At 71.1% G+C, this 23,358-nt stretch carries 21 protein-coding genes; 9 read left to right on the top strand and 12 right to left on the bottom strand.

Features of this window, described 5'->3' with window-relative positions; genetic code table 11:
• From ACFZDJ_RS24995 to ACFZDJ_RS24965, 7 genes are all read right to left on the bottom strand, one after another.
• The gene (locus ACFZDJ_RS24995) at window positions 1–1,449 is read right to left on the bottom strand and encodes an FAD-dependent oxidoreductase (protein ID WP_391061589.1); all 1,449 of its coding nucleotides are present in this window, start codon (window positions 1,447–1,449) and stop codon (window positions 1–3) included.
• Window positions 1,439–1,738 carry a 2Fe-2S iron-sulfur cluster-binding protein gene (locus tag ACFZDJ_RS24990; protein WP_391061586.1) on the bottom strand — a complete coding sequence of 100 codons (300 nt, stop codon included), beginning with the start codon at window positions 1,736–1,738 and terminating at the stop codon, window positions 1,439–1,441. The genes ACFZDJ_RS24995 and ACFZDJ_RS24990 overlap by 11 nt, the downstream gene beginning before the upstream one ends.
• Window positions 1,735–2,886, bottom strand: a complete 1,152-nt coding sequence (locus ACFZDJ_RS24985; RefSeq protein ID WP_391061583.1) for an FAD-dependent oxidoreductase — start codon at window positions 2,884–2,886, stop codon at window positions 1,735–1,737. The genes ACFZDJ_RS24990 and ACFZDJ_RS24985 overlap by 4 nt, the downstream gene beginning before the upstream one ends.
• 84 nt (window positions 2,887–2,970) lie before the next feature.
• Complete coding sequence (locus tag ACFZDJ_RS24980) at window positions 2,971–3,786, bottom strand: ABC transporter permease (protein WP_075030450.1); 816 nt, start codon at window positions 3,784–3,786, stop codon at window positions 2,971–2,973.
• A gap of 10 nt (window positions 3,787–3,796) precedes the next feature.
• Complete coding sequence (locus ACFZDJ_RS24975) at window positions 3,797–4,687, bottom strand: ABC transporter permease subunit (RefSeq protein ID WP_391061580.1); 891 nt, start codon at window positions 4,685–4,687, stop codon at window positions 3,797–3,799.
• Between the two features lie 10 nt (window positions 4,688–4,697).
• Entirely contained in the window at window positions 4,698–5,918 is a 1,221-nt protein-coding gene (locus ACFZDJ_RS24970; protein WP_248297202.1) for an ABC transporter substrate-binding protein, read from the bottom strand.
• Window positions 5,919–5,947: 29 nt separating this feature from the next.
• Window positions 5,948–6,985: an ATP-binding cassette domain-containing protein gene (locus ACFZDJ_RS24965; RefSeq protein ID WP_391061577.1), complete on the bottom strand. Its 1,038-nt coding sequence runs from the start codon at window positions 6,983–6,985 to the stop codon at window positions 5,948–5,950.
• A 104-nt stretch (window positions 6,986–7,089) separates the two neighbouring features.
• Between ACFZDJ_RS24965 and ACFZDJ_RS24960 the strand changes: the two genes are divergently transcribed.
• Both ACFZDJ_RS24960 and ACFZDJ_RS24955 read left to right on the top strand, forming a co-directional pair.
• On the top strand, window positions 7,090–7,926 hold the full coding sequence (locus ACFZDJ_RS24960; protein WP_390929071.1) for a GntR family transcriptional regulator: 837 nt from the start codon (window positions 7,090–7,092) through the stop codon (window positions 7,924–7,926).
• The gene (locus ACFZDJ_RS24955) at window positions 7,883–8,662 is read left to right on the top strand and encodes a hypothetical protein (protein ID WP_391061574.1); all 780 of its coding nucleotides are present in this window, start codon (window positions 7,883–7,885) and stop codon (window positions 8,660–8,662) included. The genes ACFZDJ_RS24960 and ACFZDJ_RS24955 overlap by 44 nt, the downstream gene beginning before the upstream one ends.
• Before the next feature lie 31 nt (window positions 8,663–8,693).
• On the opposite strand, the gene ACFZDJ_RS24950 is transcribed toward ACFZDJ_RS24955, so the two are convergent.
• Window positions 8,694–9,341 (bottom strand): hypothetical protein, encoded by a 648-nt coding sequence (locus ACFZDJ_RS24950; RefSeq protein WP_391061571.1) that lies wholly within the window; start codon window positions 9,339–9,341, stop codon window positions 8,694–8,696.
• Window positions 9,342–9,581: 240 nt separating this feature from the next.
• On the opposite strand from ACFZDJ_RS24950, the gene ACFZDJ_RS24945 reads away from it, so the two are divergent.
• From ACFZDJ_RS24945 to ACFZDJ_RS24930, 4 genes are read left to right on the top strand one after another with little or no spacing between them, the layout of a single operon-like run.
• A complete protein-coding gene (locus ACFZDJ_RS24945) occupies window positions 9,582–10,238 on the top strand; it encodes a helix-turn-helix transcriptional regulator (RefSeq protein ID WP_168513550.1) in 657 nt (218 codons plus the stop codon).
• 32 nt (window positions 10,239–10,270) lie between these two features.
• Window positions 10,271–10,801, top strand: a complete 531-nt coding sequence (locus ACFZDJ_RS24940; protein ID WP_101403922.1) for a toxin-antitoxin system, toxin component — start codon at window positions 10,271–10,273, stop codon at window positions 10,799–10,801.
• Between the two features lie 15 nt (window positions 10,802–10,816).
• Window positions 10,817–12,019 (top strand): MAB_1171c family putative transporter, encoded by a 1,203-nt coding sequence (locus ACFZDJ_RS24935; RefSeq protein WP_384920194.1) that lies wholly within the window; start codon window positions 10,817–10,819, stop codon window positions 12,017–12,019.
• Window positions 12,003–13,451, top strand: coding sequence for an FAD-dependent monooxygenase (locus tag ACFZDJ_RS24930; RefSeq protein ID WP_391061568.1), 1,449 nt, complete (start codon window positions 12,003–12,005; stop codon window positions 13,449–13,451). The genes ACFZDJ_RS24935 and ACFZDJ_RS24930 overlap by 17 nt, the downstream gene beginning before the upstream one ends.
• Window positions 13,452–13,498: 47 nt before the next feature.
• Here ACFZDJ_RS24930 and ACFZDJ_RS24925 read toward each other — a convergent pair whose 3' ends face one another.
• On the bottom strand, window positions 13,499–14,542 hold the full coding sequence (locus tag ACFZDJ_RS24925) for an alpha/beta fold hydrolase (RefSeq protein WP_391061565.1): 1,044 nt from the start codon (window positions 14,540–14,542) through the stop codon (window positions 13,499–13,501).
• Between the two features lie 239 nt (window positions 14,543–14,781).
• Here ACFZDJ_RS24925 and ACFZDJ_RS24920 point away from each other — a divergent pair, with 239 nt between their 5' ends.
• Complete coding sequence (locus ACFZDJ_RS24920; RefSeq protein ID WP_390929083.1) at window positions 14,782–15,024, top strand: hypothetical protein; 243 nt, start codon at window positions 14,782–14,784, stop codon at window positions 15,022–15,024.
• On the opposite strand, the gene ACFZDJ_RS24915 is transcribed toward ACFZDJ_RS24920, so the two are convergent.
• Window positions 15,021–15,716, bottom strand: coding sequence for a 4'-phosphopantetheinyl transferase superfamily protein (locus ACFZDJ_RS24915; RefSeq protein WP_390929085.1), 696 nt, complete (start codon window positions 15,714–15,716; stop codon window positions 15,021–15,023). The two genes, ACFZDJ_RS24920 and ACFZDJ_RS24915, sit on opposite strands and share 4 nt — an antisense overlap.
• Window positions 15,664–16,572, bottom strand: coding sequence for a metallophosphoesterase (locus ACFZDJ_RS24910; RefSeq protein ID WP_391061562.1), 909 nt, complete (start codon window positions 16,570–16,572; stop codon window positions 15,664–15,666). The genes ACFZDJ_RS24915 and ACFZDJ_RS24910 overlap by 53 nt, the downstream gene beginning before the upstream one ends.
• A gap of 288 nt (window positions 16,573–16,860) precedes the next feature.
• Between ACFZDJ_RS24910 and ACFZDJ_RS24905 the strand changes: the two genes are divergently transcribed.
• Both ACFZDJ_RS24905 and ACFZDJ_RS24900 read left to right on the top strand, forming a co-directional pair.
• Window positions 16,861–18,039, top strand: coding sequence for an ATP-grasp domain-containing protein (locus ACFZDJ_RS24905; protein ID WP_384920181.1), 1,179 nt, complete (start codon window positions 16,861–16,863; stop codon window positions 18,037–18,039).
• A 200-nt stretch (window positions 18,040–18,239) separates the two neighbouring features.
• Window positions 18,240–19,940 (top strand): carbohydrate binding domain-containing protein, encoded by a 1,701-nt coding sequence (locus ACFZDJ_RS24900; RefSeq protein WP_391061557.1) that lies wholly within the window; start codon window positions 18,240–18,242, stop codon window positions 19,938–19,940.
• A gap of 368 nt (window positions 19,941–20,308) precedes the next feature.
• Here ACFZDJ_RS24900 and ACFZDJ_RS24895 read toward each other — a convergent pair whose 3' ends face one another.
• A complete protein-coding gene (locus ACFZDJ_RS24895) occupies window positions 20,309–23,356 on the bottom strand; it encodes a glycoside hydrolase family 38 C-terminal domain-containing protein (protein WP_391061555.1) in 3,048 nt (1,015 codons plus the stop codon).
• Window positions 23,357–23,358: the final 2 nt, after the last annotated feature.

Raw genomic sequence — 23,358 nt, 5'->3', positions numbered from 1 at the left:
TCAGTCGACCTCGGGATCTCCGGCCCTCGCCAGCACCCCGAGCGGTACGGGGCGTGCCAGCAACCGCCGCGCGGGCGTCTGTTCGCATCCGGCGAGACCGGCGACGGCGGGCTCGCACATCCGGCCCTGACACCAGCCCATCCCCGCGCGGGTGAGCAGCTTCACGGTCCTTACGTCGCCCGCGCCGAGCTCGTCGACGGCGTTCCTGACCGCACCGGCGGTGACCTCCTCGCAGCGGCAGACGACGGTGTCGTCGGTGACCTGCTCCGTCCAGTGCGCGGGCGGGGCGTAGACGGTGTCGAGTACGGCGAAGAACTCCCGCGCTCTCCTGCGGGACCTGGCGGCGCGTGCCCACGCGCGGGGGTCGGGCCGCGTCCCCGCCAGCCGGGCCGCGGCCGAGCGTCCCGCGATGTGTCCCTCGGCGAGCGACAGCGCCGCGCCACCGATGCCGGTGGTCTCGCCCGCGGCCCATACGCCGGGGACATCGGTGCGCTGCTCCTCGTCCACCGCGACGTTCAGGCCGTCGATACGGCAGCCGAGCGACTCGGCGAGGTCGATGTGCGCCAGCATGCCGTGGCCGACGGCGAGCGTGTCGCACGGGACGCGCCGTTCGGTGCCGGGCCTGACCCGTCCGTGTGTGTCGAGCGCGGCGACGGTCACGGCGTCGAGCCGCTCCTCGCCGTGTGCCGCGACGACGGTGTGCCGTGGGAGCAACTTGACATGGTGTCGCAGGAGTTGGGCGCCGTACCGTACCCCCTCGGCGACCTTCCCCGGCTGTGCTGCCAGTGTCACGGGACGCCGCAGCAACGCCTTCGGGTCGGCGGACTCGACGAGGGCGGCGACCTCGACCCCCGCCGCGGCGAGCCCGGTCGCCACGGGCAGCAGCAGGGGCCCGGTCCCCGCAACGACCGCCCGCTGCCCGGGGACGACGAGCCCGCCCTTCAGCATGGCCTGCGCGCCACCGGCGGTGACGACTCCGGGAAGGGTCCAGCCCGGGAACGGCAACACCTTCTCGTACCCGCCGGTGGCGAGAAGCACGGCGTCGGCGCGGACGGTGACGGGCTCCTCCTGGAAGGGGCCGAGCAGCGCGTGCACGACAAAGCCGACGGAGCCAGGTCCGGCCGGGGGCGGCGCGGTGTCCGGCGGCGCTTCGGGTACGGCGGGTACGACGCACCACACGTGATGGTCCGCCAGATGCCTGATCGTGCCCGCCTCGACCCGCGCGGTCAGTGCGTCCTCAAGGCGCCGCCAGGTCCGCCACTGATGGTGCAGCGCCTGCGGGCGCCGGGCCCCGAGCCCCGCCGGGGGCCGCCGGTAGAACTGGCCGCCCGCTCCGGCCGCCGAGTCGATCAGCGTGACCCGGACACCGTGCGCCGCGGCGGCCAGGGACGCGGCCAGCCCGGCCGGCCCCGCGCCGATCACCGCGAGGTGCGGTCGCTCAGTCGCCATGGCCCGTCCCCTCCTGCGTACGGATCGCGTCGCCCGCTCGGACCGGCACCAGGCAGGACCGCTGGTTGGGGCGGTCGTTGACGGTCACCAGGCAGTCGAAGCAGACGCCGATGCCGCAGAAGACGCCGCGCGGGCGGCCCGCGCCGCGGGTGGCGCGCCAGGAGGTGACGCCCGCCGCCCACAGTGCTGCGGCGACGGTCTGTCCGGGCAGGGCCGTGATCTCGCGGCCGTCCAGGGTGACGGTGAACGCGGGGCTCGGCTCGGCCCCTACCAGCTCCAGGGTATTCACCCGGCCTCCTTCGGGAAGCGGTCGGGCCGGAACGGCGTGAGGTCCAGGTCGGGTGTCCTGCCCGCGACGACCTGTGCGATCAGCCGCCCGGTGCCGGTGGCGAGGCCGATTCCCGCGCCCTCGTGTCCACAGGCGTGGAAGAGCCCGGGCACCCGTGGATCGGGGCCGATCGCCGGCAGGTGGTCGGGCATGTACGGGCGGAAACCCAGGTACGTCCGCAGGGCCCGTACGTCGGCCAGGAACGGGAACAGCCGGGTCGCCCCGGCCGCCAGCGCCCGTACGGCCGGCAGTGAGAACGACCGGTCGAAGCCGACCCGTTCACGACTCGCGCCGATCAGGATCGGCCCTGCCGCGGTGCCCTCCACGACGGGTGCGGTCCCCAGCGCGGCCGAGTCGCTGGCCACGTCGGCGACGTAGTCCGCGGCGTACACCTTGTGCCGCACCCGGCGCGGCAGTGGTTCGGTCACCAGCACGAAGCCGCGTCGGGGCAGAACGGGCAGGAAGACGCCCGCGAGGGCGGCCACGTCGGCGCCCCAGGTGCCGGCGGCGTTGACGACCACCGGGGCGTGGAGGTCACCACGGTCGGTCCGCACGCCGCGTACCGTCCCGTCCGCCGTGCGCAGCACCTCGGTCACGGTCCGCCCTGTCAGGAGCCGCGCCCCCGAGGCCCGCACCAGGTGCGCCGCGGCGAGTGCCGGCATCACCTGGCTGTCCTGGGGGTAGTGCACGGCGCCCGTGAGGCCGGGTGCCAAGTGGGGTTCCAGGGTGTGGAGTTGGTCGGCGGCGACCGGCACCGCCTCGACCCCGGCGGCTCGTTGTCCCGCCGCGAAGGTCTCCAACGCGGTGAGCCCCTCGGGCGTGGCGGCCACGACGACGCCCCCTTTGGCCTCGTACTCGACGGCCGCGCCCAGTTCCTCCGCGAGGTCGGCCCACAGGCGCCCCGACAGCAGGGCGAGGTCGAGTTCGGGCCCGGGTTCCTTGTCGGAGACGAGCAGATTGCCCTCACCCGCGCCGGTGGTCCCGCCGGCCACCGGGCCGCGGTCCACCACAGTGACGTCGAGGCCCGCCCGGGCGGTGTACAGCGCGCAGGCCGCGCCGACCATTCCGGCTCCGACGATCACGACATCACAGGTCAGCCGCACGCTCACATCAGTACCATGTCACACACTTCTCTTGTCAGGAAGTACATCCGAGCAACCGGGCAGCGAGCCCGCACCACATCCTGCTCCCGTTCACACCCGGCTCCCGGACGCCGTGTCGGCGGACAGCCGCTGGGCCGCGTAGATCGGGAGCACGGAGAGCAGGACGAGCACCGCCGCCACGACGTTGACGACCGGTGCCTGCTGGGGCCGCGTCATGTTGTTGAAGATCCAGATCGGCAGGGTCTCGATGCCGGGCCCGGCCGTGAAGGTCGTCACCACGATCTCGTCGAAGGAGAGCGCGAAGGCGAGCAGTCCGCCCGCCAGCAGGGCCGAGCGCACCAGCGGGAAGGTGACGTCGATGAAGGCCCGGAAGGTGTCCGCGCCCAGATCCATCGCCGCTTCCTCGTACGAGCCCGAGGTACGCCGAAGCCTCGCGACGACGTTGTTGAAGACGACCACGATGCAGAAGGTGGCGTGGCCGACGATCACGGTGAACAGGCCGAGACCGACGCCGAGTGGCTCAAGTACCGTACTGAACGCCGAGTTGAGCGCGATGCCGGTGACGATGCCGGGCAGCGCGATCGGCAGGACGACCACGAACGAGATGGCGTCACGGCCGAAGAACCGGTGCCGGGCCACGGCGAAGGCGATCAGCGTGCCCAGCACCAGGGCGATGGCCGTGGCGCCCAGGCCCGCCTTCACCGAGACCCAGAGCGCCGCGCGGGCACCCTCGTTCTCCCAGGCGACCGACCACCAGCGGAAGGTGAGTCCGGACGGCGGCCAGCTCGCGCTGCGGTCCGGGTTGAAGGAGTTGACCAGGACCAGCGCGAGCGGTACGTAGATGAACGCGAAGCCGACCCCAGCGGCGACGCGGAGCGCGATGCGCGCGGAACGGGAGAGTTGCACGGCGGGCTCCTCAGAGACTGCTCAAGGCGCCCGTGCGGCGCATCGCGAGCAGGTAGAGCACGATGACGACGACGGGGACCGTGCCGAGCGCGGCGGCCATGGGCAGGTTCAGTTCGATGTTGGAGTAGACGAGGTTGCCGATCAGCTGGGTCTTGCCGCCGACGATCTGCACGGCGATGTAGTCCCCGAGGCTGAGCGAGAAGGTGAAGACCGAGCCGGCCGCCACGGACGGCAGCACCATCGGGACCACGACCGAGCGGAAGGTGCGTCCGGCGCGGGCGCCCAAGTCCGCCGACGCGTCGAGCAGGTTGGCGGGCAGCTGCTCCAGTGCCGTGTGGATCGGCAGGATCATGTACGGCAGCCAGAGGTAGGTCAGCGCGATGATCGCCGCGACCAGTCCGAACCCGGGTCCGCCGAGCCCGAAGGGCTTCAACATCCAGTCGGCAAAGCCGCCTTGAGAGAGGATCAGCCGCCAGGCGTACACCTTGACGAGGTAACTCGCCCACAGCGGCGTGAGAATGGCGACCACGAGCAACGGCCGCCACTTGGGCTTGGCGATGCGGGCCGTGTAGAAGGCGACCGGGAAGGCGATCACCGCGGACAGAGCGGTGACGGCGAGCGCCACACCGATGCTGCGCAGGATCACCTGCCGGAAGACAGGCGTCGTGAACAGGGCGTGGAAGTTGTCGGTCGACCAGACCTTCACGACCTCGGAGGTGAAGGAGTTGGTCGTCCAGAACGCCGAGATGAACAGCACGGCCAGCGAGCCGAGGTAGAGCACGGCCAGCCACAGCAGCGGTGCGGTGAGCAGCAGGGACAGCCTGAGCCGCGGCCGGCGGTGCAGGGTCCCGGCGAGCCGCCGGACGGGGGACCGTCCGGCGGCCTGCGCGGTGGAGGTCATCGGTTGTCTCTCAGCCCTTGATCTCGGTCCAGGCCTGGACCCACTTCGCGTACGGCACGCACTTCACGTCGGTGCGGCCGTCCAGGCACTGCTCGATGGGCGTGTTCCAGAAGGCGATGTTCTTCCAGTAGCTCTCGTCGGCCGCGTGGAAGGTGTCGCAGAAGGACTTGTCGCTGGTCTCGGTGCACGCCTTGGAGTTGGCCGGGGCCTCACCGAAGTACTCGGCGACCTGCGCGTTCACCTTCGGCGAGATGATCCAGTCCATCCATTTGTAGGCGCAGTTGGGGTGCTTGGCCTTGGCGGAGATCATCCAGGTGTCCGACCAGCCCGTGGAGCCTTCCTTGGGCACGAAGGCCTTCACCTTGGCGCCCTCGTCCTGCGCGAGGTTGGCGATGACCTGCCAGGTGGTGCCGACCACGGAGTCACCACTCTTGAAGGCGGAGATCTCCTTGAGGTAGTCGCTCCAGTACTCCCCCACGTTCGCGCTCTGCTTCTTCAGCAGCGCGACGGCCGCGTCGAACTGCTTCTGGTCCAGCGCGTAGGGGTCCTTGATCTTCAACTCCGGCTTGGTCGCCTTCAGATACAGCGCCGCGTCGGCGATGTAGATCGGCGAGTCGTACGCCGTCACGTGCCCCTTGTGCTTCGAGGCGTCCTCGAAGACCGCGGACCAGGAGGTGGGGGCGGGCGTGACCTTCTGCGTGTTGTACATCAGCAGGTTGGCGCCGCGGCCGTGCGGGATGCCGTACATCTTGCCGTCGACGGAGTTCCAGGCCCCGTTCTTCAGGCCGCTGAAGACGTCCTTGTAGTTCGGCACGAGGCTGGTGTTGACGGGGGCCGCGTCGCCGGAGGCTATGAGGCGCAGGGACGCGTCACCGGACGCGGAGACGGCGTCGTACTGGCCGGTCTTCATCAGCTTGACCATCTCGTCGGAGCTGGCGGCGACCTTGGAGTTGACCTGACAGCCGGTCTGCTTCTCGAAGTCGCTCACCCAGTCGACCTTGGGGTCGTTGGAGCCGTCCTCGACATACCCGGCCCAGGCGACCAGGTTGACCTGGCCCTCGGTCTTGCCCAGCTTCGACTGTGCCTTGAGGTCGGGGGGGTTGAGGCCGGTGGCCGAGGAGGCGCCCGAGTCGGACGACCCGCAGGCGGTCGCGGCGAGGAGCACCGCGACGGCGGTGAACGAGAAAAGAGAGGTTCGCAGGGTTCGGTTGGGGCGCACGACGTACTCCATACGTGATGGGGGACTGAGCGTGGGGGTCGTCAGCGGGGGGCGGGGACCTTGAAGGTGTGACGGTGGTGCCACTGGAGCCGGACCCGTGTGCCGCGATAGGCGGCGACGTCCTCGGAGGAGGTCTCCAGGTTCTGTTGGAGCGCGGTCAGCCGACCGCCCGCGTCGAGGTCCACCAGGAAACGGGTGGCGTCGCCCAGATAGACGACCTCGACGACGGTGCCCGTGGCGGTGGAGTGCTCCGGCTCGTCGGCCTCGGCGGACTCCTTGAGGACCCGGATCTTCTCGGGCCTGATGCTGTACGTGCCCGAGGCTCCCACCACCTGCTGCGCACAGTCGCCTTCGAGCAGGTTGGAGGTGCCGACGAAGCCCGCGACGAAGGGGGTGGCGGGGCGTTCGTAGATCTCGGCCGGGGTGCCGACCTGTTCGATGCGGCCCTGGTTGAAGACGGCGATGCGATCGCTCATCGTCAGGGCCTCCTCCTGGTCGTGGGTGACGAAGACGAAGGTGATGCCGACCTCGCGCTGGATCGCCTTGAGTTCGACCTGCATCTGCTCGCGCAGCTTGAGGTCGAGGGCGCCGAGCGGTTCGTCGAGCAGCAGCACCCGGGGGCGCCCGACGAGGGCGCGGGCGAGTGCGACGCGCTGACGCTGACCGCCGGAGAGCTGGGAGGGGCGGCGGGCCCCGAAGCCTTCGAGGCGTACGTCCGCGAGCGCTTCGCGGGCCTGCTGGAGCCGCTTGGCCTTGGGCACCTTGCGGACCTTGAGGCCGTACGCGACGTTCTGCTCGACGGTCATGTGCGGGAACAGCGCGTAGTCCTGGAAGACGGTGTGCACGTCCCGCTCGAAGGGGGCCAGCCCGGTGACCTCCTGGCCCGCCAGCTCGATCCGGCCCGCGGTCGGGCTCTCGAAGCCGGCGATCATCCGCAGGACGGTCGTCTTGCCCGAGCCGGACGGGCCGAGCATCGAGAAGAACTCACCGTCGGCGATGTCCAGGTCCACTCCGGCCACGGCGGTCGTCTCACCGAACGCCTTCCGCAGGCCCTGGAGCCGGATCGCTGTTGCCTCCATGGGCGGGAACCTTTCTGGTGCACTGGCGCGTTGACCGGAAAGATATGAAGTCATAGTTCAAAGCTCAAGACCCCCTTAGAGTAAAGGTTGAGTCAACGCACAAGGTGGTGGCCGTGAAGCAGTACGTGAACAACAACGCCGAGGGTGCCCGCAGAGCCGTTTTCACCCCCGTGGACAACCGCGCCCGGGTGGACACGGTCATCCGCAGGCTCAGCGACGCCATCGAGCTCGGCCTGCTCGCCGACGGGGAGCAGCTGCCCGGCGAGATGGAGCTGGCCGGTCAGCTCGGCGTGTCCACGGTCACCCTGCGTGAGGCTCTGATGGCGCTGCGCCAGCAGGGGCTGGTCACCACCCGCAGGGGGCGCGGCGGCGGCAGCTTCGTCTCCCTCCCCGAGGAGCCCGGCGAGGAGCGGCTCAGGGCGCGGCTGGCCGGCTGGAGCACGGAGGAGCTGCGCGATCTGGGCGACCACTGGGCCGCCCTGTCGGGCGCGGCCGCCCAGCTGGCCGCGGAGCGCACGGAGCCGGGCGACCTACAGCAACTGCGGCGCACACTGGATGAGTTGGCGTCCGCCGAGGACGCCGCGGCGCGCAGCCGGGTCTACGGCCGGTTTCATGTCGAGCTCGCCGCGGCGGCCCAGTCCGCCCGGCTGACCCGCGAACAGGTCGCGCTCCAGACGGAGGTGGGGGCACTGTTGTGTCTCGTGCTCGGGGACGACGCATATCGTGAAGAAGTCGCAGACCGTCACCGCTCCGTAATCTCGGCCGTGCAAGATGGAGCCCACGCATCGGCCAGAGCGCTGGCCGAGCGGTGCGTCCAGGCCTCGACGGCACGGCTCATCGCCCTCCGCCTCGCGATGCCGCGCGCCGCGTCCGGTCCCCGTCCGCTGGAGGGCGTCCATGAGCAGGAGCCCCGGTCCGGCCGGCGCCACGGCGACGCTTGACGCGACACCGGAGGCGGCCGTCGCCGCCCAGGTCCGCTCCACCCTTGAGGCCGTGTTCGAGGCGGTGGCCGAGACCCGCGCCGACACCACGGCCCGGCTCACCGGGGTCGCCGCGCTGGGCCGTCGCCCCGCGACCGTCGACCTGGCCGCGCTGCGCCCGGGGCTTCATCTCCGACTCGCCCGCCAGGAGTTGGTGTCGGGCGTCGGATTCGTCGCCGCGCCGGGACTGCTGAGTGACGTACCGGCGTGGCTGGAGTGGTGGCAGACCGGCTCCGACGGAGACGTACGGCCGCTGCTGCTCGACCTCGACCCCGCGCACTCCGCATACTCCGACTACACGCACTGGGACTGGTTCACCCTCCCCCGTGACACCGGGCAGCGGGCGGTGGCCGGCCCCTATGTGGACTACCTCTGCTCCGACGAGTACAGCCTGACGCTGTCCGCACCCGTGCAGGTGGAGGGCCGGTTCGTGGGGGTCGCCGCGGCCGACGTGTATCTGCGGCACTTCGAGGCGGCGGTCGTGCCGCTGCTCCAACAGCTGCCCGGGGCCGCCCACTTGGTGAACGGGCGCGGGCGGGTGGCCGCGTCCGCCGATCCGGCGCATCTGGCCGGATCGCTCACCAAGGGCCCGGACTTCGGGGCCGTACTGGCAGGGGCGCGGACCGCGCGCCACGACGGGATGCGGCTGATCCCGTGCGACGGGGTGCCCCTTGTGCTCGTTGTACTGGACTCCTGAGCGGGCCCATACCCTGGACCGCCGAGCGGGCTCACACCACGCGCAGCTCCGCCGCGCCGTTGCGTGTCCTGCGCGGTCCGGCCGTGATGTGCCGCGCCTCGCGCAGGACCAGGGTCATCCGCGTATATCCCATGTTCTGAAGGGCCTTGGGGGTCTCGCCGACGATCCGGCAGTCCATGCGGCCCCAGCGGGGATCGGGGTGCACCAGCGGCCGTACGGCGCCGTCGTGCTCGACGGCGTCCGGGCCGACGGCGCGGATCCAGTGCGGCAGGCCCTGCCGGTAGGCGGCCTCCATGATCGGGTCCTGGGCGATGTCCCGGCGGATCGACTGGAGTCCGCGGTCCTGACCGTGGCGCTCCACCGCCGCGGCGAACTGGGCCAGCAGCGGCAGGCACCAGCTCGACTCGTGCTCACCGAGGACCGTGGCCGCGTCCGGGTGAAAGAGGACGAACCGGAGGAAGTTGTCACCCGGCATGGCGGTCGGATGGGGGCCTACGCCGCCGAAAAGTGTCTCGAACGCGGCGTTGGCCAACACGACGTCCCAGCGGTGGTCGAAGACGACGGACGGGAAGGCGACGGCCTCCAGAAGAGTGGCGTAGTCCTGGAGATACGCCTGAGCCTCGAGACTCTCGGGGACAGGTCGCGGCTTGGACCGCTGCCATCCTGCCTGGTACGCCATCGGGAGGTCACCCCTCTTGCCTCTGCGGCCTTCACGCGGCGCCCCGATCCTGCTGCCCGGAGCTCATCCATGTCAACTATCGTGGCATTTGGCGCTTGTTGACGGCTGATTCGCGCCACAGTTGTGGCGACCGCTGGATGTGAGTTCGAGCGAGCGGCTAGTCTCCCGTTGGTCCCTGACCCTTGCGAGAGGGACCTGACAGACCTGAGCGAGACTGAGAGAGACGTAGGAGATCAGTCGGTGACGGATGGCTTCGAAGTTCCGGGCGCCACGGCGACGGTTCTGCTGCCGGCCGTCGTGGCCCGGGTCACCGCACTCGCCGACCGGCTCGATGTGCAGCACTCCGAGGTTTTCGACGTCCAGCGCCTGTCGGCCGAGTCCGGCGTCCCCCAACCCGTGGCGCGGGCCCTGCTGAGCGGTCGCCCCGCCGGGGAACCCGATCTGCAGGCCCGCTTCCTCCAGCGCCTGGACCTGTTGCGCCGCACCCGGCTCAAGCCCAATGGGCGCAAATACACCCAACAGGAGATCGCCGACGGCGCCGGAATGTCGCGTCAACAGGCGGGCGCCCTCATCAACGGCGACCGGCGCCCCACCATGGAGCACTGCGACGCCATCCAGCGCTTCTTCCGGGTGCACGCGGGGTTCCTGACGGCCGAGGACTCCGAGGCGCTCGTGGGTGCCCTGCAGCGCTCGGAGCAGGAGTTGCTGCAACAGCTCGCCGACCGTGAGCGCGAGGCGGCCGCGGCCGCCGACGACCCGCTGGAGCGGCTGCTCCAGGACCACGGTGTCCGCGGAATCGCCTGGCGGGCCGCGCAGTTGCCCACCGACCAGCACCGCGACAAGGTCGCCGAGTGGCTGGACATGCTCTTGGAGAGCGTCAAGCGGCCCGAGTCGTGATCCGGGGGAGAACTGTGGGCATCGGAAGGGACATGCGCCGCCTGTGCGGCGAGTTGGTCGCGGAGCTCTCGCTCCCGGCACCGGCGGAACCCGCCGACCTGTACGCCGCCCTGTGCGACGCCATGAGCAGACGCCGCGGCCGTCCCGTCCAGTTCCGTACGGCCGCGTTCCCACCCGGCACGGCCAGCGGACTGTGGCTCGACATGGCCGACCAGGACCTCGTCGTCATCGAGGAACGCACCGCCCCCGACCACCAGTTGGTGATCCTCGGCCACGAGCTGTGGCACATGAAGGCCGGGCACTGCAGTCACCACGTCGAGGGCGCCGCCGTCGCGGCCCGCTTACTCAGCGACACCGCCGATCTGCAGGCGACCGTCCTGAGGGTCGCCGCGCGGACCCGCTTCGACCTCGCGGACGAGAAGGAGGCCGAGAGCTTCGGTCTGCTGCTCGCCAGCAAGTGCCGTACCTGGCTGGCCGGTTCGCCCCTGCGAGGGCCGGTGAGCCGGGACGGTCTGGCCGGCCGCATCGAGGCGTCCCTGGGGTACCGCGGACCGCAGGGCTGAGGCGCCTTCCCGGACATGGACGGATCCAGCTACTACGTCCCGGCCGTCGCCATGGGTGTCGCCCTCGCCGTCAAGGCGCCCACCCTGATCCGCGGCTGGCGCGACCCGCTGCTGCGGTCGGTGGGCATCCTGCTGGCGCTGGCCTGCCTGGTGTTCCTCTTCGCGGCTCCGCCGACCATCGCCGAGGTCAATGACCTCACCGGTATCCCCAACGTCTCGGCGCCCCTGGTCTACTGCCTGCTGAGCGTCTTCAGCGCGTCCTGTCTGGTGCTGATCATCCACTGGCGCGGCGGACCCCCCGAGGTCACCCGCCGGCTCTCCCGCCGCTGGATCACCGGGTACGGCGTCGTCAGCGTGGCGCTGGTCGTGCTCTACCTGCTCGGAAACTGCCCCGAGGAGCGCCTGCGGGACCTCGACACCTACTACGCGAACACCCCGTTCATCCGCGAGATGATCATCCTCTACCTCGTGGCGCTGACCGTCGCGGGCGTCGCGATGAACGTCATGTGCTGGCGCTGGGCCCTTCAGGTGGACGGCTGGCTGCGCGCCGGGCTGCTGACGATCGCGGTCGGCTTCCTCTTCAACGTCCCCTACGCGGCCACCAAGTTCATCGCCGTGGTGGCCCGCTGGAACGGCGCGAACCTGGACGGTCTGAGCACCGACGTGGCCCCTGTACTGGCCTCCGTCGGAGCCCAGGTCAGCGCGGTCGGCTTCCTGCTCCCGCTGGCCTGCCAGCGCATCGGGGACAGCTGGACCACCTGGTCGACGTACCGCCGGCTCGGGCCGCTGTGGCGCGAGCTGAGGACGGTTTCGGCGCACGCGGACCACGCGGTGCGGATCTCCTGGTGGTCCTCCGCCGAACTCCAGGTCACCCAGCGGGAGTCCGACATCCACGACGGCATGCTCAGCCTGTACCCCTACTTCGACTCCGAGGTACGCTCCCTCGCCTACGACGCGGCCGTGACGGCGGGCTCCGAGCCCGACCAGGCTCAGGCCGAGGCCGACGCGGCGATGGTGACGGCGGCGGTGCGGGCCAGGGCGGCCGACCCGCAGGGCAGGGTCATCAGCGCGGCGGAGGCCACCCCCGCCGCTTCCGCCGAGGGTCCACGCGACCTCGTACGGATGTCGATGGCCCTGCGTCAGTCACCCGTCGTCGCGGCCGTCAAAGGACGGGCCGCGACCAGGTCAGAGAGCGACTTTCATGAGCAATCCCGCTAGCGCGGCAGCAGACGACAGAGCTACGGCCCCTCGTCGGGCCGTCGTCATCGGCGCGGGGACGGCCGGTCTGCTGGCCGCCGCCGCCCTGGACCCGTACGCCGAGGTCACCGTCGTCGAGCGCGACGTCCTGCCGGACGGGCCCGCGCCGCGCAAGGGCCTCCCGCAGGCCCGGCACGCCCATCTGCTGTTGTCCGGCGGCGCCCGTGCGATGGAGGAGCTGCTGCCGGGGGTGACCGCCGCCTGGCTCGCCGCGGGCGCCCGCCGGATCCCGCTGCCCACCGGATTCGTCTCACTGACGGCGCAGGGCTGGCTGCGACGCTGGCCCGAGATGGAGTTCATGATCTCGTGCAGCCGTGATCTGCTCGACTCGGTCCTGCGCGACCAGGTCGCCAGGAAGGACCGGGTGACCGTCGTGGACGGCACGGAGCTGCTCGGTCTGGAGGGCGACGCCTCCCGGGTGACGGGCGTGCGCGTGCGGACCCGCGACGGTGAGCAACGGGTGCTGCCTGCCGACCTGGTGGTGGACGCCTCGGGGCGCGGCTCGCGCTCCACCCTCTGGCTCGACGCGCTGGGCGTCGCACCTGCGCCGCTGGGCGAGGTCGACTCCGGACTCACCTACGCCAGCCGGATCTTCCGGGCACCGGCGGGCACCGAGGACTACCCCGTGGTCGGTGTACAGCCCGACCCGGCGCAGCCCGTGCCCGGCCGGTCCGCGACGATCGTGCCCGTCGAGGGCGGGCGCTGGCTGGTGACGCTGTCGGGCACCCGCGACGGACAGCCGACCGACTCCGCCGAGGAGTTCGAGCCGTTCGCTCGCGGTCTGCGCCACCCCGTGGTGGGCGAGCTGATCGCGCACGCGCAGCCGCTGACGGACGTCACCATCAGCCGCAGCACGATCAACCGGCGGCGCTTCTTCGAAAAGGTCAAGGGCTGGCCGGAGGGGTTCGTCGCGCTCGGCGACGCCGTCGCCACCTACAACCCGGTCTACGGGCACGGCATGGCGGTGGCCGCGCAGGGGGCGCTGGCGCTGCGCGGGCAGCTCGCCGAGCACGGGATCGCGGCGCCGGGGCTCGCGCGGCGGGTACAGCGAGCGGTGGCGCTTCCGGTGACGATCGCCTGGGAGCTGGCCACGGGCACGGACATCCGCTACCCGGGCGCGATCGGCGAGCAGCCCGGGGCCACGCGGAAGTTGCTGGGGCGCTATGTCGAACGGCTCCTGCGGACGGCGGCGGGACGCCCCCTGGTCGCCCAGGCGTTCCTGGCCGTGTTCACCCTCTCCGCGCCCCTGTCCGCGCTGGTCAGACCGGAGGTCGTCTTCGCCGTACTGCGCGGCCCGCGCCGCCCTCCCCTGAGCGCCCCGCCCCTCACGGCCGAGGAACGGGAAGCGGTACTGAGCGCCCCGGAGCCGTCGGGAACGCCGGCGGTCGGCTGAGCGGAGGGCGGGCATCCGGCGGCGCCGGGCACCGTCGGCGGCGGGTGTCAGGTCGCGCTGCGTTCGCTCGCCTCACGCAGGTCGCGCTCCACCGCCCGGCTGTGGGCGGTGTCGGGCCGGCCGGCCGTCGTGCCGGGGCGGCCCGCGCGCAGCAGTTCGCGCCAGTGCTCGCGGCTCCAGTCGGCCGGGCTGGTGGTGCTGGTGAACTCCTCGACGAGGTCGAGGAAACGGCCCGGGTCACTGTGGAAGGGGAAGTGGCCCGCGCCCTCGAAGATCTCCAGCCGGCTGCCCGGCATGGCCTGGTGCGCGCCGTACGCGTGGCGCACCGGCACCACGCTGTCCCGGTCGCCCCAGAGCAGCATCGTGGGCATTCCCTCGGTCAGATAGCAGCGGTCGAGCATGGTCACCGCCTGCCCGCGCCAGTCGACGACCGCCCGCAGGGTGCGGATGAACGCGCTGCGGGAGGTCGCGTCGGGCAGCGCGTCGACGAGGTTGAGCAACTCCGGGGCATCCTGGCCCAGATCGGTGTCCAGGAGCCTCATCAGACGCAGGAACAGCCCGACGTGGAGCCGCATGCCGGGCAGCCGCAGCGTGGAGAGCATGAGGTGGGCGCCCGGCAGCGAGACGGCCCGCAGTACGGGGTTGACCTCGCCGCCGACGCCGCCCGCGCTGACCAGGATCAGCCGTTCGGTGCGCTCCGGGAACTGGTAGGCGAACTGCATCGCGACGCCGCCGCCGAGCGAGTGCCCGACCAGGGTGGCGGACTCGATGTCGAGCGTGGTGAGCAGATCGCGGACCCCGTTGGCGTACGCGGCCACCGAGTAGTCGGCGCGCGGCTTGTCGGAGGAGCCGTGGCCGAGCAGGTCCGGCGCGATCACCGTGTGCGAGCGGGCGAGGTCGGGGATCAGATCGGCCCAGGTCGCCGAGGAGTCGCCGATGCCGTGGATCAGGACGAGCGCGGGGCCCTCACCTGCCACGCGGTAGGCACGACGGTAGCCGTGCACGACACGGTGCTGCAGACGCAGCTCCGCGCCGCCCACCGAGCGCAGCCGCGGGTTGCGCCGCGGACGCCGAGGCGGTACGTCGACCACGGGCTCACCTCCTGTTCCGGGCCGCCGTGAAAGCGGCTTCCCCGCCGCCGAGAAGGCGCTTCCCGGCTCTTCTCACCACCCTAGGGCCCCTGTCCCACAAGGGATTTCCGTGAGGTTTCGCCTCCGCTAAGCGGGCGAACCTCCACGCATCGAAACGGCATTGTCAGTGGCGGTTGGCAAGCTGGAGGCACGTACCGCCATGTACCGCTTCGACCAGCCGACCCGGGGAGAGCCGTCCGATGCCGACCGCCGTACTGACCGACCACGAACGCGCCGCCGTGCAGGCCTATCTGCGTCTCCTTCAGACCGTACGAGCGGCGTTCGACGGTCCGCCGGACGGGCAACGACCACCCGTGGTGCCGCCCGCCGCGCTCGCCGAGGCGGAGCAGGCGCTGGCGGCGGCCGGGCTCGCGGGCAACGAGGAGGAGTTCTTCCGGCTGCTGCACAGCTGGTGCCCGGAGCCCGGAGGCCGCCTGGCCTAGGCCGCGTCGGCCCCGGTGTGCGGGACGGTGACGGCCGTGGCCAGCAGGCCCCGTCGCACGGTCCAGCGTCCTTCGAAGGACTGTATGCGTCGCCCGTCCACCAGCGGTCCCGGCACGAGGAGTTCGGCGCGCAGGCCGCCGGAGCGTGCGGGGCCGTCGTCCGCGAAGAGTTCGATGTCCGCTTCGAAGAAGTCCAGCCACTTTCCGGTGAGGGGGTACCACGCCTTGTAGACGGACTCCTTGGCGCTGAACAGCAGCCGGTCCCAGTGCACGGAGGCGTCCCGCCGCGCCAGCTCGCGCAGCCGGTCGTTCTCCGTGGACAGGGCCACGGAGGCGATGACGTCGTCGGGGAGTTCCTCGTGGGGTTCGGCGTCGATGCCCAGGGAGGCCAGGTCGGTGGCGCGGACGAGGGAGGCGGCGCAGTAGCCCTCGCAGTGCGTCATGCTGCCGATCAGCCCGTCGGGCCAGACGGGCGCCCCGCGCTCGCCGCGCAGGACGGCCTGCGCGGGCACGCCGAGCTTCTCCATGGCCCGCCGGGCGCAGGCGCGCACGGCGGCGAACTCACGGCGCCGCTTCTCCACGGACCGCGCCACGAGCTGCTGCTCCCCGGGGTACAGCGGCGCGTCCCCGTCCTGGTCGTCACCGTGTGTCTCCACGGTCACGACCGATTCCGGGAGCAGCTCCTCGATCACCGGTTCCGACCTCCATCGGCAGAATGTGACGCAGGGTGTCCGGCGGGCCGGGACGGGGCCGCCACTCCCGGGGGTATCCCACCGAGACCTCTTCGAAACGGACGCCCTCGTGGTGGGTGGTCCGCGGGATGTGCAGATGACCGTAGACCATGACCTGGGCGCGGAAGCGGCGGTGCCAGTCGGCGGTCAGCCGGGTGCCGCACCACATGGCGAACTCGGGATAGCGCAGGACGTCGGTCGGGTGGCGGTCCAGCGGGTAGTGGTTGACCAGGACGGTGGGCAGGTCCGCGGGCAGCTCGGCGAGCCTGCGCTCGGTCTCGGCGACCCGGGCCCGGCACCAGGCCTCGCGGCTCGGGTAGGGGTCGGGGTGCAGGACGTGCTCGTCGGTGCAGATCACCCCGGTCCCCTCGGCGTACGCCATGCCCTCGTCCTTGGTCGCGCAGCCCGGCGGCAGGAACGAGTAGTCGTAGAGCAGGAAGAGCGGTGCGACGACCGCGGGGCCGCCCGGCCCGTCCCAGACGGGGTAGGGGTCCTCGGGGGTCGTGACGCCCAACTCCCGGCACATGGCGACGAGATGCTCGTAGCGGGCGACACCGCGCAGTTGCACGGTGTCCTTGGGATGGGTCCACAGCTCGTGGTTGCCGGGCGCCCAGACGACCTTGCGGAAGCGTCCGCTGAGGGTTTCGAGGGCCCAGTGGATGTCGGCCACGGTCTCCGAGACGTCACCGGCCACCAGGAGCCAGTCGTCGTCGGTGTGCGGGCGCATCTTCTCGACCAAGGCGCGGTTCTCCTCGTACCCGATGTGCAGGTCGCTGATGGCCAGCAGGTTTCCGTGTCCGCCGGCCGTCGACCGCACCCTTGCCACCTCCGAGAAAAGGACTGGAAACACAAGAACACATTCGTCCCCGCGGGACAAGGACGGCCCGCGCGCCGGGCCTCGCGCCCCGGCGCGTCGGGCCGGATTCCGGGGTCTCGGGAAATCCGTAACACGCCCGTAGCGTCACACCGGGCTCGCGCCCCTTATGATCGCCCCAACACAACCGCCACGAACCCTTCTCGGCGTATGGCGGTTTGCTGTTCCTCCCTCTCCCTTGGCCGGGCACGGCCTGCTCCGCCGTGCCCGGAACCCTGAAAGGCGGCCTGCATGGGTTCTCGCGTACGCGTCTGGCTCAACCGCACGTACGCGGAGAACGTGTTCTTCATGGACCAGCTGCGAAGTAATCCGCAGCTCCGCCCGGTCGAGATCCATGCCACCCACGGCGATCCCGACTCCCCCGTGCTGGCCGCCGCCGACACCGCCGCCATGGAGCCGGAAGGCCTCTCCCCCGCCGCCTACGTCGAGTACGCCCTCGACCAGTGCGCGCGCCACTCGATCGACGTGTTCGTGCCGGTCCTGCAGCAGGCGGCGATCGTGGCGCACCGCGCCGAGTTCGCGGCGCTCGGTACGGCCCTGCTGGCGCCGCCTTCTGAGGCCGTGGCCGTCTTCCTGGACAAGGCCACCGCGTACCAGGCGGTGCAGGCGGTGGGCGTGCCGGTGCCGCCGTGGTGGCGGGTGCGCACCGAGGAGGAGCTCGTCGCCGCGGTCGAGACGCTGGAGGCCGAGGGTCACAAGGCCTGCTTCAAGCCGGCGGCGGGGGCGGGCGGAGTGGGCTTCCGCGTCATCACGCGCACCCCCTTCTCGCTCGCTCACCTCAATGGATTTCCGAGCCCGTACGTGCCGCTCGACCTGGTCGTGGAGGCACTGCGGTCGGCGGACGAGCCCGTCGACTGGCTGGTCATGCCGCTTCTGGGGCAACCGGAGGTGTCCGTCGACTGCCTCACGGCGCCGGACGGCCGGGTCCGTATGGCGGTGGGCCGCACCAAGAACGGACGGCGTCGCGGTTTCACGCTGCACCCTTCGTTCATCGAGCCCGCGCGGCTGCTCGCGGAGGCGTTCGGACTGCACTATCTGACGAACATTCAATTCCGCATGCTCGGTGACGACCCGGTCCTCATGGACGTCAACACCCGCCCGGCGGGCGGTCTGCACCAGCTCTCGCAGTGCGGCATCAACGCCCCCTGGGCGGCGGTGCAGTTGGCGCTCGGCGAGGAGACGGGCGAGATGGTGCCGCCGCTGCTCGGGCAGGACTACACCGTGCTCGCGGGCCCCCGTCCGGTGCGTCCGGTCTCGTTGCCGCATCAGCGCACCGACGCGCCCGTGTCCGCCCTGCCCGCCGTGCCCGCCCCGGCCCCCGCGGCTCAGGGCGCTCCGGCGCCGGAGCCCGCGCCCACCCATGCGTCCAAGGCCTCCAACGCGACCACGGCCGCCATCGCGCCCGCCTGAGCCCTACGCCCCGGCCTCCACTCCTCGCCTCTCACTCTTCACCTCTCACCCTTCACCTCTTACCCTCACCACCCGCCCACCGGTCTGGACCAATTCCGCGCAACGCCTTGACAGCGGGATTGGTCCATACCAACTTGGTTGCGCACCTCTCAGCACTCCCGAAGCACTCCCGAACACCCCCATGCCTCAAGGGAGATCGCGTGCGCATCAACCTCAGAACAGACCTCAGGCGTTCCAGACATCGCGTCCTCGCACTGCTCGGCACCGCCGCCCTGGCGCTGGCCGGGGCGGTCGCGCTGCCCACCACGGCCCAGGCGGCCAACATCCTGTCCAACCCCGGCTTCGAGTCGGGCAGCCTCTCCCCCTGGTCGTGCACCGGGAACCTCGGCTCGGTCGTCTCCAGCCCCGTGCACGGCGGCTCCAAGGCCCTTGCGGGGGCGGTGAGTTCGAGTGACAACGCCCAGTGCAGCCAGACCGTCTCGGTCCAGCCGAACACCACGTACAGCCTCTCGGGCTGGGTGCGCGGCAGTTACGTCTATCTGGGCGTGGACGGCGGTGCCTCGACGTGGACGACGTCCCCGTCGGCGTACAGCCAGCTCAGCGTCTCCTTCACGACCGGCGCCTCGCAGACCAGCGCCAAGATCTACGTCCACGGCTGGTACGCGCAGGGCACCTACTACGCCGACGACATCAGCCTGGACGGTCCGGGCGGCGGCGGAGGCGGCTCCGACACCCAGGCGCCGACCGCGCCGACGAACCTGACCTCCACCGGCAAGACCTCCTCCAGCGTGTCCCTGTCGTGGGGCGCGTCGAGCGACAACGTGGGCGTCACCGCGTACGACATCTACAGCGGCTCGAACCAGGTGCTGAGCGTGTCGGGGACGAGCGCGACGGTCAGCGGTCTCGCGTCGAGCACCGCCTACACGTTCACGGTGAAGGCGCGGGACGCGGCCGGGAACACCTCCGGGGCCTCCAACTCCGTGTCCGTGACCACGGACGCGGGCGGTGGTGGCGGCACCGGCTTCAAGCAGGCGGCACCGTACCTCTACCTCGGCTGGGGCGACCCGCCGAGCGCGACCTCGGTGATGAGCTCGACCGGCGTCAAGTGGTTCACGATGGCGTTCATGCTGGACTCGGGCGGCTGCAACCCCGCCTGGGACGGCAGCAGGGCGCTGACCGGTGGCACCGACCAGACCGTCATCAACCAGATCCGCTCCGCCGGCGGTGACGTCGTCCCGTCGTTCGGCGGCTGGCAGGGCAGCAAGCTCGGGGCCAACTGCTCCTCGGCGAGCGCGCTCGCCGGTGCGCTGCAGAAGGTCATCGACGCCTACGGCCTCAAGGCGATCGACATGGACATCGAGAACACGGACGAGTTCGAGAACGAGGCCGTCCAGGCCAAGATCCTGACCGCGCTGAAGACCGTCAAGGCCAACAACCCGGGCCTCAGGACGATCGTCACCTTCGGCACCTCGACGACCGGCCCGACCTACTACGGCAACCGGCTCATCGAGCAGGCGCAGTCGCTGAACGCGGGCATCGACGTCTTCACGATCATGCCGTTCGACTTCAGCGGCGGCTCCGACATGTACGGCAACACCGTCAATGCCGCCGAGGGGCTGAAGGCCAAGCTGAAGTCCACCTTCGGCTGGGACGACGCCACGGCCTACTCCCACATCGGCATCTCCGGCATGAACGGTCTGTCCGACCAGCAGGAGAACACCACCCCGGCGATCTGGACCCAGATCCGCGACTGGTCGAACTCCCACCACATCGCCCGTCTCGCCTACTGGGCGGTCAACCGTGACCGGCCCTGCCCCGGCGGGGGTGTGGTGAGCAACTGCTCCGGCATCAGCCAGAACAACTGGCAGTTCACCTCCATCACGGCCGGGTTCACCGGCTGACGCTCCCGGCGTGGGGGTATCCGGCCGTCAGACGGTCGGGTACCCCCACGCCTCCCGGGACAAGTGGACGTGGACGGTGCGCAGACGCATCTCGTGCGGCGCGCGGATCCGGCTGTGCCGGTTGAGCCGGACCCCGCAGCGGGGTCGAACCGGAGCGCACGGACGAGAGCACGAAGACGGGCGAGTCCACCAGCCGCGGGGCGGGCGGGGCGACGTACGGCCGCCCGTCGTCTCGCTGGTCCCCGCGTCACAAGGGGGGAAGGGCGAACTCCAGGTGTCGCACAGAAGGAGCGCCGCGGTCACGGCGGGCGCGAAACCCGCCGTGACCAGGCATTTTACCGTTTCCTAATGCTTCATGGGAACAGGGTTCACGCCTTCGCCACGGCCAGCCTCAGCGTCTGCACCTCGAAGGGACGCAGCGCGACAGGCACCGCGTTCCCGTCCGTGTCCACGGTCGTCAGCGGGCGCTCCAGGAGGTCGGTCACCTGGGCCCCCGCGAGCGGGAAGCCGGTGCGCAGGGTGCCGGCGCCGCGACCGCCGCGGGACTCGTAGAGGCGTACAACGACATCGCCCGAGGCGTCGTCGGCGAGCTTGACCGCCTCGATGGTCACGCCCTCCCCGTCCACGGAGACGACGGGCTCGGCGGGACCGGCCGAATCCGCCACCCGCAGCGGCAGGTTGAGCGCGTAGCCCTCCGCGATCGCGTCCTCGATGCTCGCCCCCGGCAGCAGCGCGTACGTGAAGCGGTGCTTGCCCTGGTCGGCCTCGGGGTCCGGCACCCGCGGGGCGCGCACCAGGGACAGACGCACGGTCGTCGTCGTACCGCCGTCCTCGCGGACCGTACGGGAGACGTCGTGGCCGTACGTCGAGTCGTTGATGACCGCGACGCCGTAGCCGGGCTCGGCGATGTGCACCCAGCGGTGACCGTAGACCTCGAAGCGGGCGGACTCCCAGCTGGTGTTGGTGTGGGTGGGCCGCTGGACATGGCCGAACTGGATCTCCGCGGAGGAGTGCGGGGCCCGGATGTCCACCGGGAAGGCCGCCTTGAGGATCTTCTCCGCCTCGTGCCAGTCGATCTCGGTCTCGACGTCGATCCGGCGGCTGCCGGCCCGCACGGTGATCGTCTGCACGATCCGGGAGCCCTTACCGAAGGCGCGCTCCACCTTCAGCGCGCCGAGCAGCGGGCCGTCCTCGACGACCGTGACGGACTCGGCGTCGAGCAGGTCCGTGTAGCGGTTCTTGTAGTGCTTGTCGATGTCCCAGGCGTCCCAGTAGTTCGGGAGGTCGCTGTGCAGACGGAGCAGGTTGCCCTTGTCGGCGAGGACCTCACGGCCGGCCGTCAGGTCGCGTACGGAGGCCAGCGTGCCGTCCTCGGCCAGCTCGACGCGGACCAGTCCGTTGTCGAGGACGCGGCCTTCGACGGTCACCGGCCGCGGGGGCTCACCCGCGTCGAGCAACGCGCTGCCGTTCGCGGGCACTTCGGCGTACATCGGGATGCCGACGGAGGTGCGGACCACTTCGGCGCGGTCGACCGGGCTGGTGTTGAACACCCGGGTCTCGCCCGTGCCCAGCGCGGCCACGGCCTCGGCCGTGATCGCCTCGACCTCCTTCGCCACCCGCGCGTACTCCGCCTCGGCCTCCCGGTGCACCCAGGCGATGGACGAGCCGGGCAGGATGTCGTGGAACTGGTGGAGCAGGACCGTCTTCCAGAGCCGGTCGAACTTCTCGTACGGGTAGGAGTAGCCCGGCGCGTTCAGCGCTGCGGTGGTCGCCCACAACTCGGCCTCGCGCATGCGGTGTTCGCTGCGCCGGTTGCCCTGCTTGGTGCGGGCCTGCGAGGTGTAGGTGGCGCGGTGCAGCTCCAGGTACAGCTCACCGGACCAGACCTGGTCCCTGGGGATCTCCTCTCGGGCCGTGGCGAAGAAGGCGTCCGGGTGCTCGACACGGACCTTCGCCGAGCCCTCCAGGCTCGCCAGCCGCCGGGCGCGCTCCATCATCTCGCGGGTGGGTCCGCCACCGCCGTCGCCGTGGCCGAAGGGGGCCAGGGACGTCGTACCGCGGCCCTTGTCCTGGTAGTTGCGGACGGCGTGCGCCATCTCCTTGCCGGAGAACTCGACGTTGTAGGTGTCGACGGGCGGGAAGTGCGTGAAGATGCGGGTGCCGTCGAGGCCCTCCCACCAGAAGCTGTGGTGGGGCAGCTTGTTGGTCTGGTTCCAGGAGAGCTTCTGGGTCAGGAACCAGTCGTTGCCGGCGAGCTTGGCGAGCTGCGGGTAGGCCGCGTTGTAGCCGAAGGAGTCCGGCAGCCAGACGCCCTTGGTCTCGATGCCGAAGTGCTCGATGAAGAACCGCTTGCCGTGGATGAGCTGGCGGGCCAGCGCCTCGCCGCCGGGCAGGTTGCCGTCGGCCTCCACCCACATGCCGCCGACCGGCGCCCAGTTCCCGTCGGCGACGGCCTTCTTGATGCGCGCCCACACGTGCGGGTAGTTGTCGCGCACCCACTCGTACTGCTGGGCCTGCGAGCAGGCGAAGACCAGTTCCTCGTACTCCTCGGCGAGCGCGGTGACGTTCGAGAAGGTGCGGGAGGTCTTGCGCTTGGTCTCGCGGATCGGCCACAGCCAGGCGGAGTCGATGTGCGCGTGACCGGCGGCGGAGAGGGTGTGGGCGCTGGCGTGCGCGGGCTTGGCCAGGGTGGGGGCCAGCACCGCGCGGGCGGCGGCGGCCGTCCCGGAGATGTCGTCCAGGTCGAGTGCGTCCATCGCCTGGTCCAGCGCGATCATGATCTCGTGGCGGCGCGGGTCGAGCTCGCCCAGCTCCAGCATCAGTTCGCGCAGCACCTGGACGTCGAGGTCGAGGTGCCAGACGTTCTCGTCGAGGACGGCGATGTCGGCGCGCTTGAAGGTGTAGAGCGGCTTGTCACCGGCCGTGAGGCGGTCGCCGAGCGGGGTCGGGCCGGCGAAGTCGTTCGCCAGGATGTCGGGGTTGGAGGCCGCCTCGACCAGGTAGTGGATCTCCTCGCCGCCCGTGGCCGGGTGGGCGATCGGCACGTACTGGTTCTGCGGGTTGACCGCCTTCAGCGGGACCCCGTCCGGGAGGTGGACGAGCGCCTCGGCCTGGTTGCCGGGCCAGTCGCCCACGAAGCCGAGGTCGAAGACGGCCTCAACGCGCTTGCCCGCCCAGGCCGCGGGGACCGACCCGCGCATCCGGAACCAGGTGGTGCCCCACGGCGGACCCCAGGGGGTGTCCATCGCGAAGGGCTTGTACGGCGCCGCGGCGGCCTCCTCGAAGGGGACCGGCTCGCCGGGCGCCTGCCAGGCCTCGACCTCGAAGGGCACCGTGGCGGCGTAGATCGCGGGCTTGATGCGCTGGTCGTGGACGCGTGCGACGCGCTCCTCGATCCGGCGGCGTTCGTCGTGCATGT

The sequence above is a fragment of the Streptomyces sp. NPDC007896 genome, assembly GCF_042959425.1.
GTDB lineage: Bacteria > Actinomycetota > Actinomycetes > Streptomycetales > Streptomycetaceae > Streptomyces.
Note: the sequence above shows the minus strand (reverse complement) of the source record. Positions and strands in the feature narration are given on the sequence as shown.

Bases quoted from the DNA above. Each gene is read 5' to 3' on its own strand.
- ACFZDJ_RS24995 (WP_391061589.1), bottom strand. From the start codon at position 1,449: ATGGCGACTGAGCGACCGCACCTCGCGGTGATCGGCGCGGGGCCGGCC.
- ACFZDJ_RS24975 (WP_391061580.1), bottom strand. From the start codon at position 4,687: ATGACCTCCACCGCGCAGGCCGCCGGACGGTCCCCCGTCCGGCGGCTC.
- ACFZDJ_RS24970 (WP_248297202.1), bottom strand. From the start codon at position 5,918: ATGGAGTACGTCGTGCGCCCCAACCGAACCCTGCGAACCTCTCTTTTC.
- ACFZDJ_RS24965 (WP_391061577.1), bottom strand. From the start codon at position 6,985: ATGGAGGCAACAGCGATCCGGCTCCAGGGCCTGCGGAAGGCGTTCGGT.
- ACFZDJ_RS24955 (WP_391061574.1), top strand. From the start codon at position 7,883: ATGAGCAGGAGCCCCGGTCCGGCCGGCGCCACGGCGACGCTTGACGCG.
- ACFZDJ_RS24950 (WP_391061571.1), bottom strand. From the start codon at position 9,341: ATGGCGTACCAGGCAGGATGGCAGCGGTCCAAGCCGCGACCTGTCCCC.
- ACFZDJ_RS24940 (WP_101403922.1), top strand. From the start codon at position 10,271: ATGCGCCGCCTGTGCGGCGAGTTGGTCGCGGAGCTCTCGCTCCCGGCA.
- ACFZDJ_RS24935 (WP_384920194.1), top strand. From the start codon at position 10,817: ATGGACGGATCCAGCTACTACGTCCCGGCCGTCGCCATGGGTGTCGCC.
- ACFZDJ_RS24930 (WP_391061568.1), top strand. From the start codon at position 12,003: ATGAGCAATCCCGCTAGCGCGGCAGCAGACGACAGAGCTACGGCCCCT.
- ACFZDJ_RS24920 (WP_390929083.1), top strand. From the start codon at position 14,782: ATGCCGACCGCCGTACTGACCGACCACGAACGCGCCGCCGTGCAGGCC.
- ACFZDJ_RS24905 (WP_384920181.1), top strand. From the start codon at position 16,861: ATGGGTTCTCGCGTACGCGTCTGGCTCAACCGCACGTACGCGGAGAAC.
- ACFZDJ_RS24895 (WP_391061555.1), bottom strand. From the start codon at position 23,356: ATGCACGACGAACGCCGCCGGATCGAGGAGCGCGTCGCACGCGTCCAC.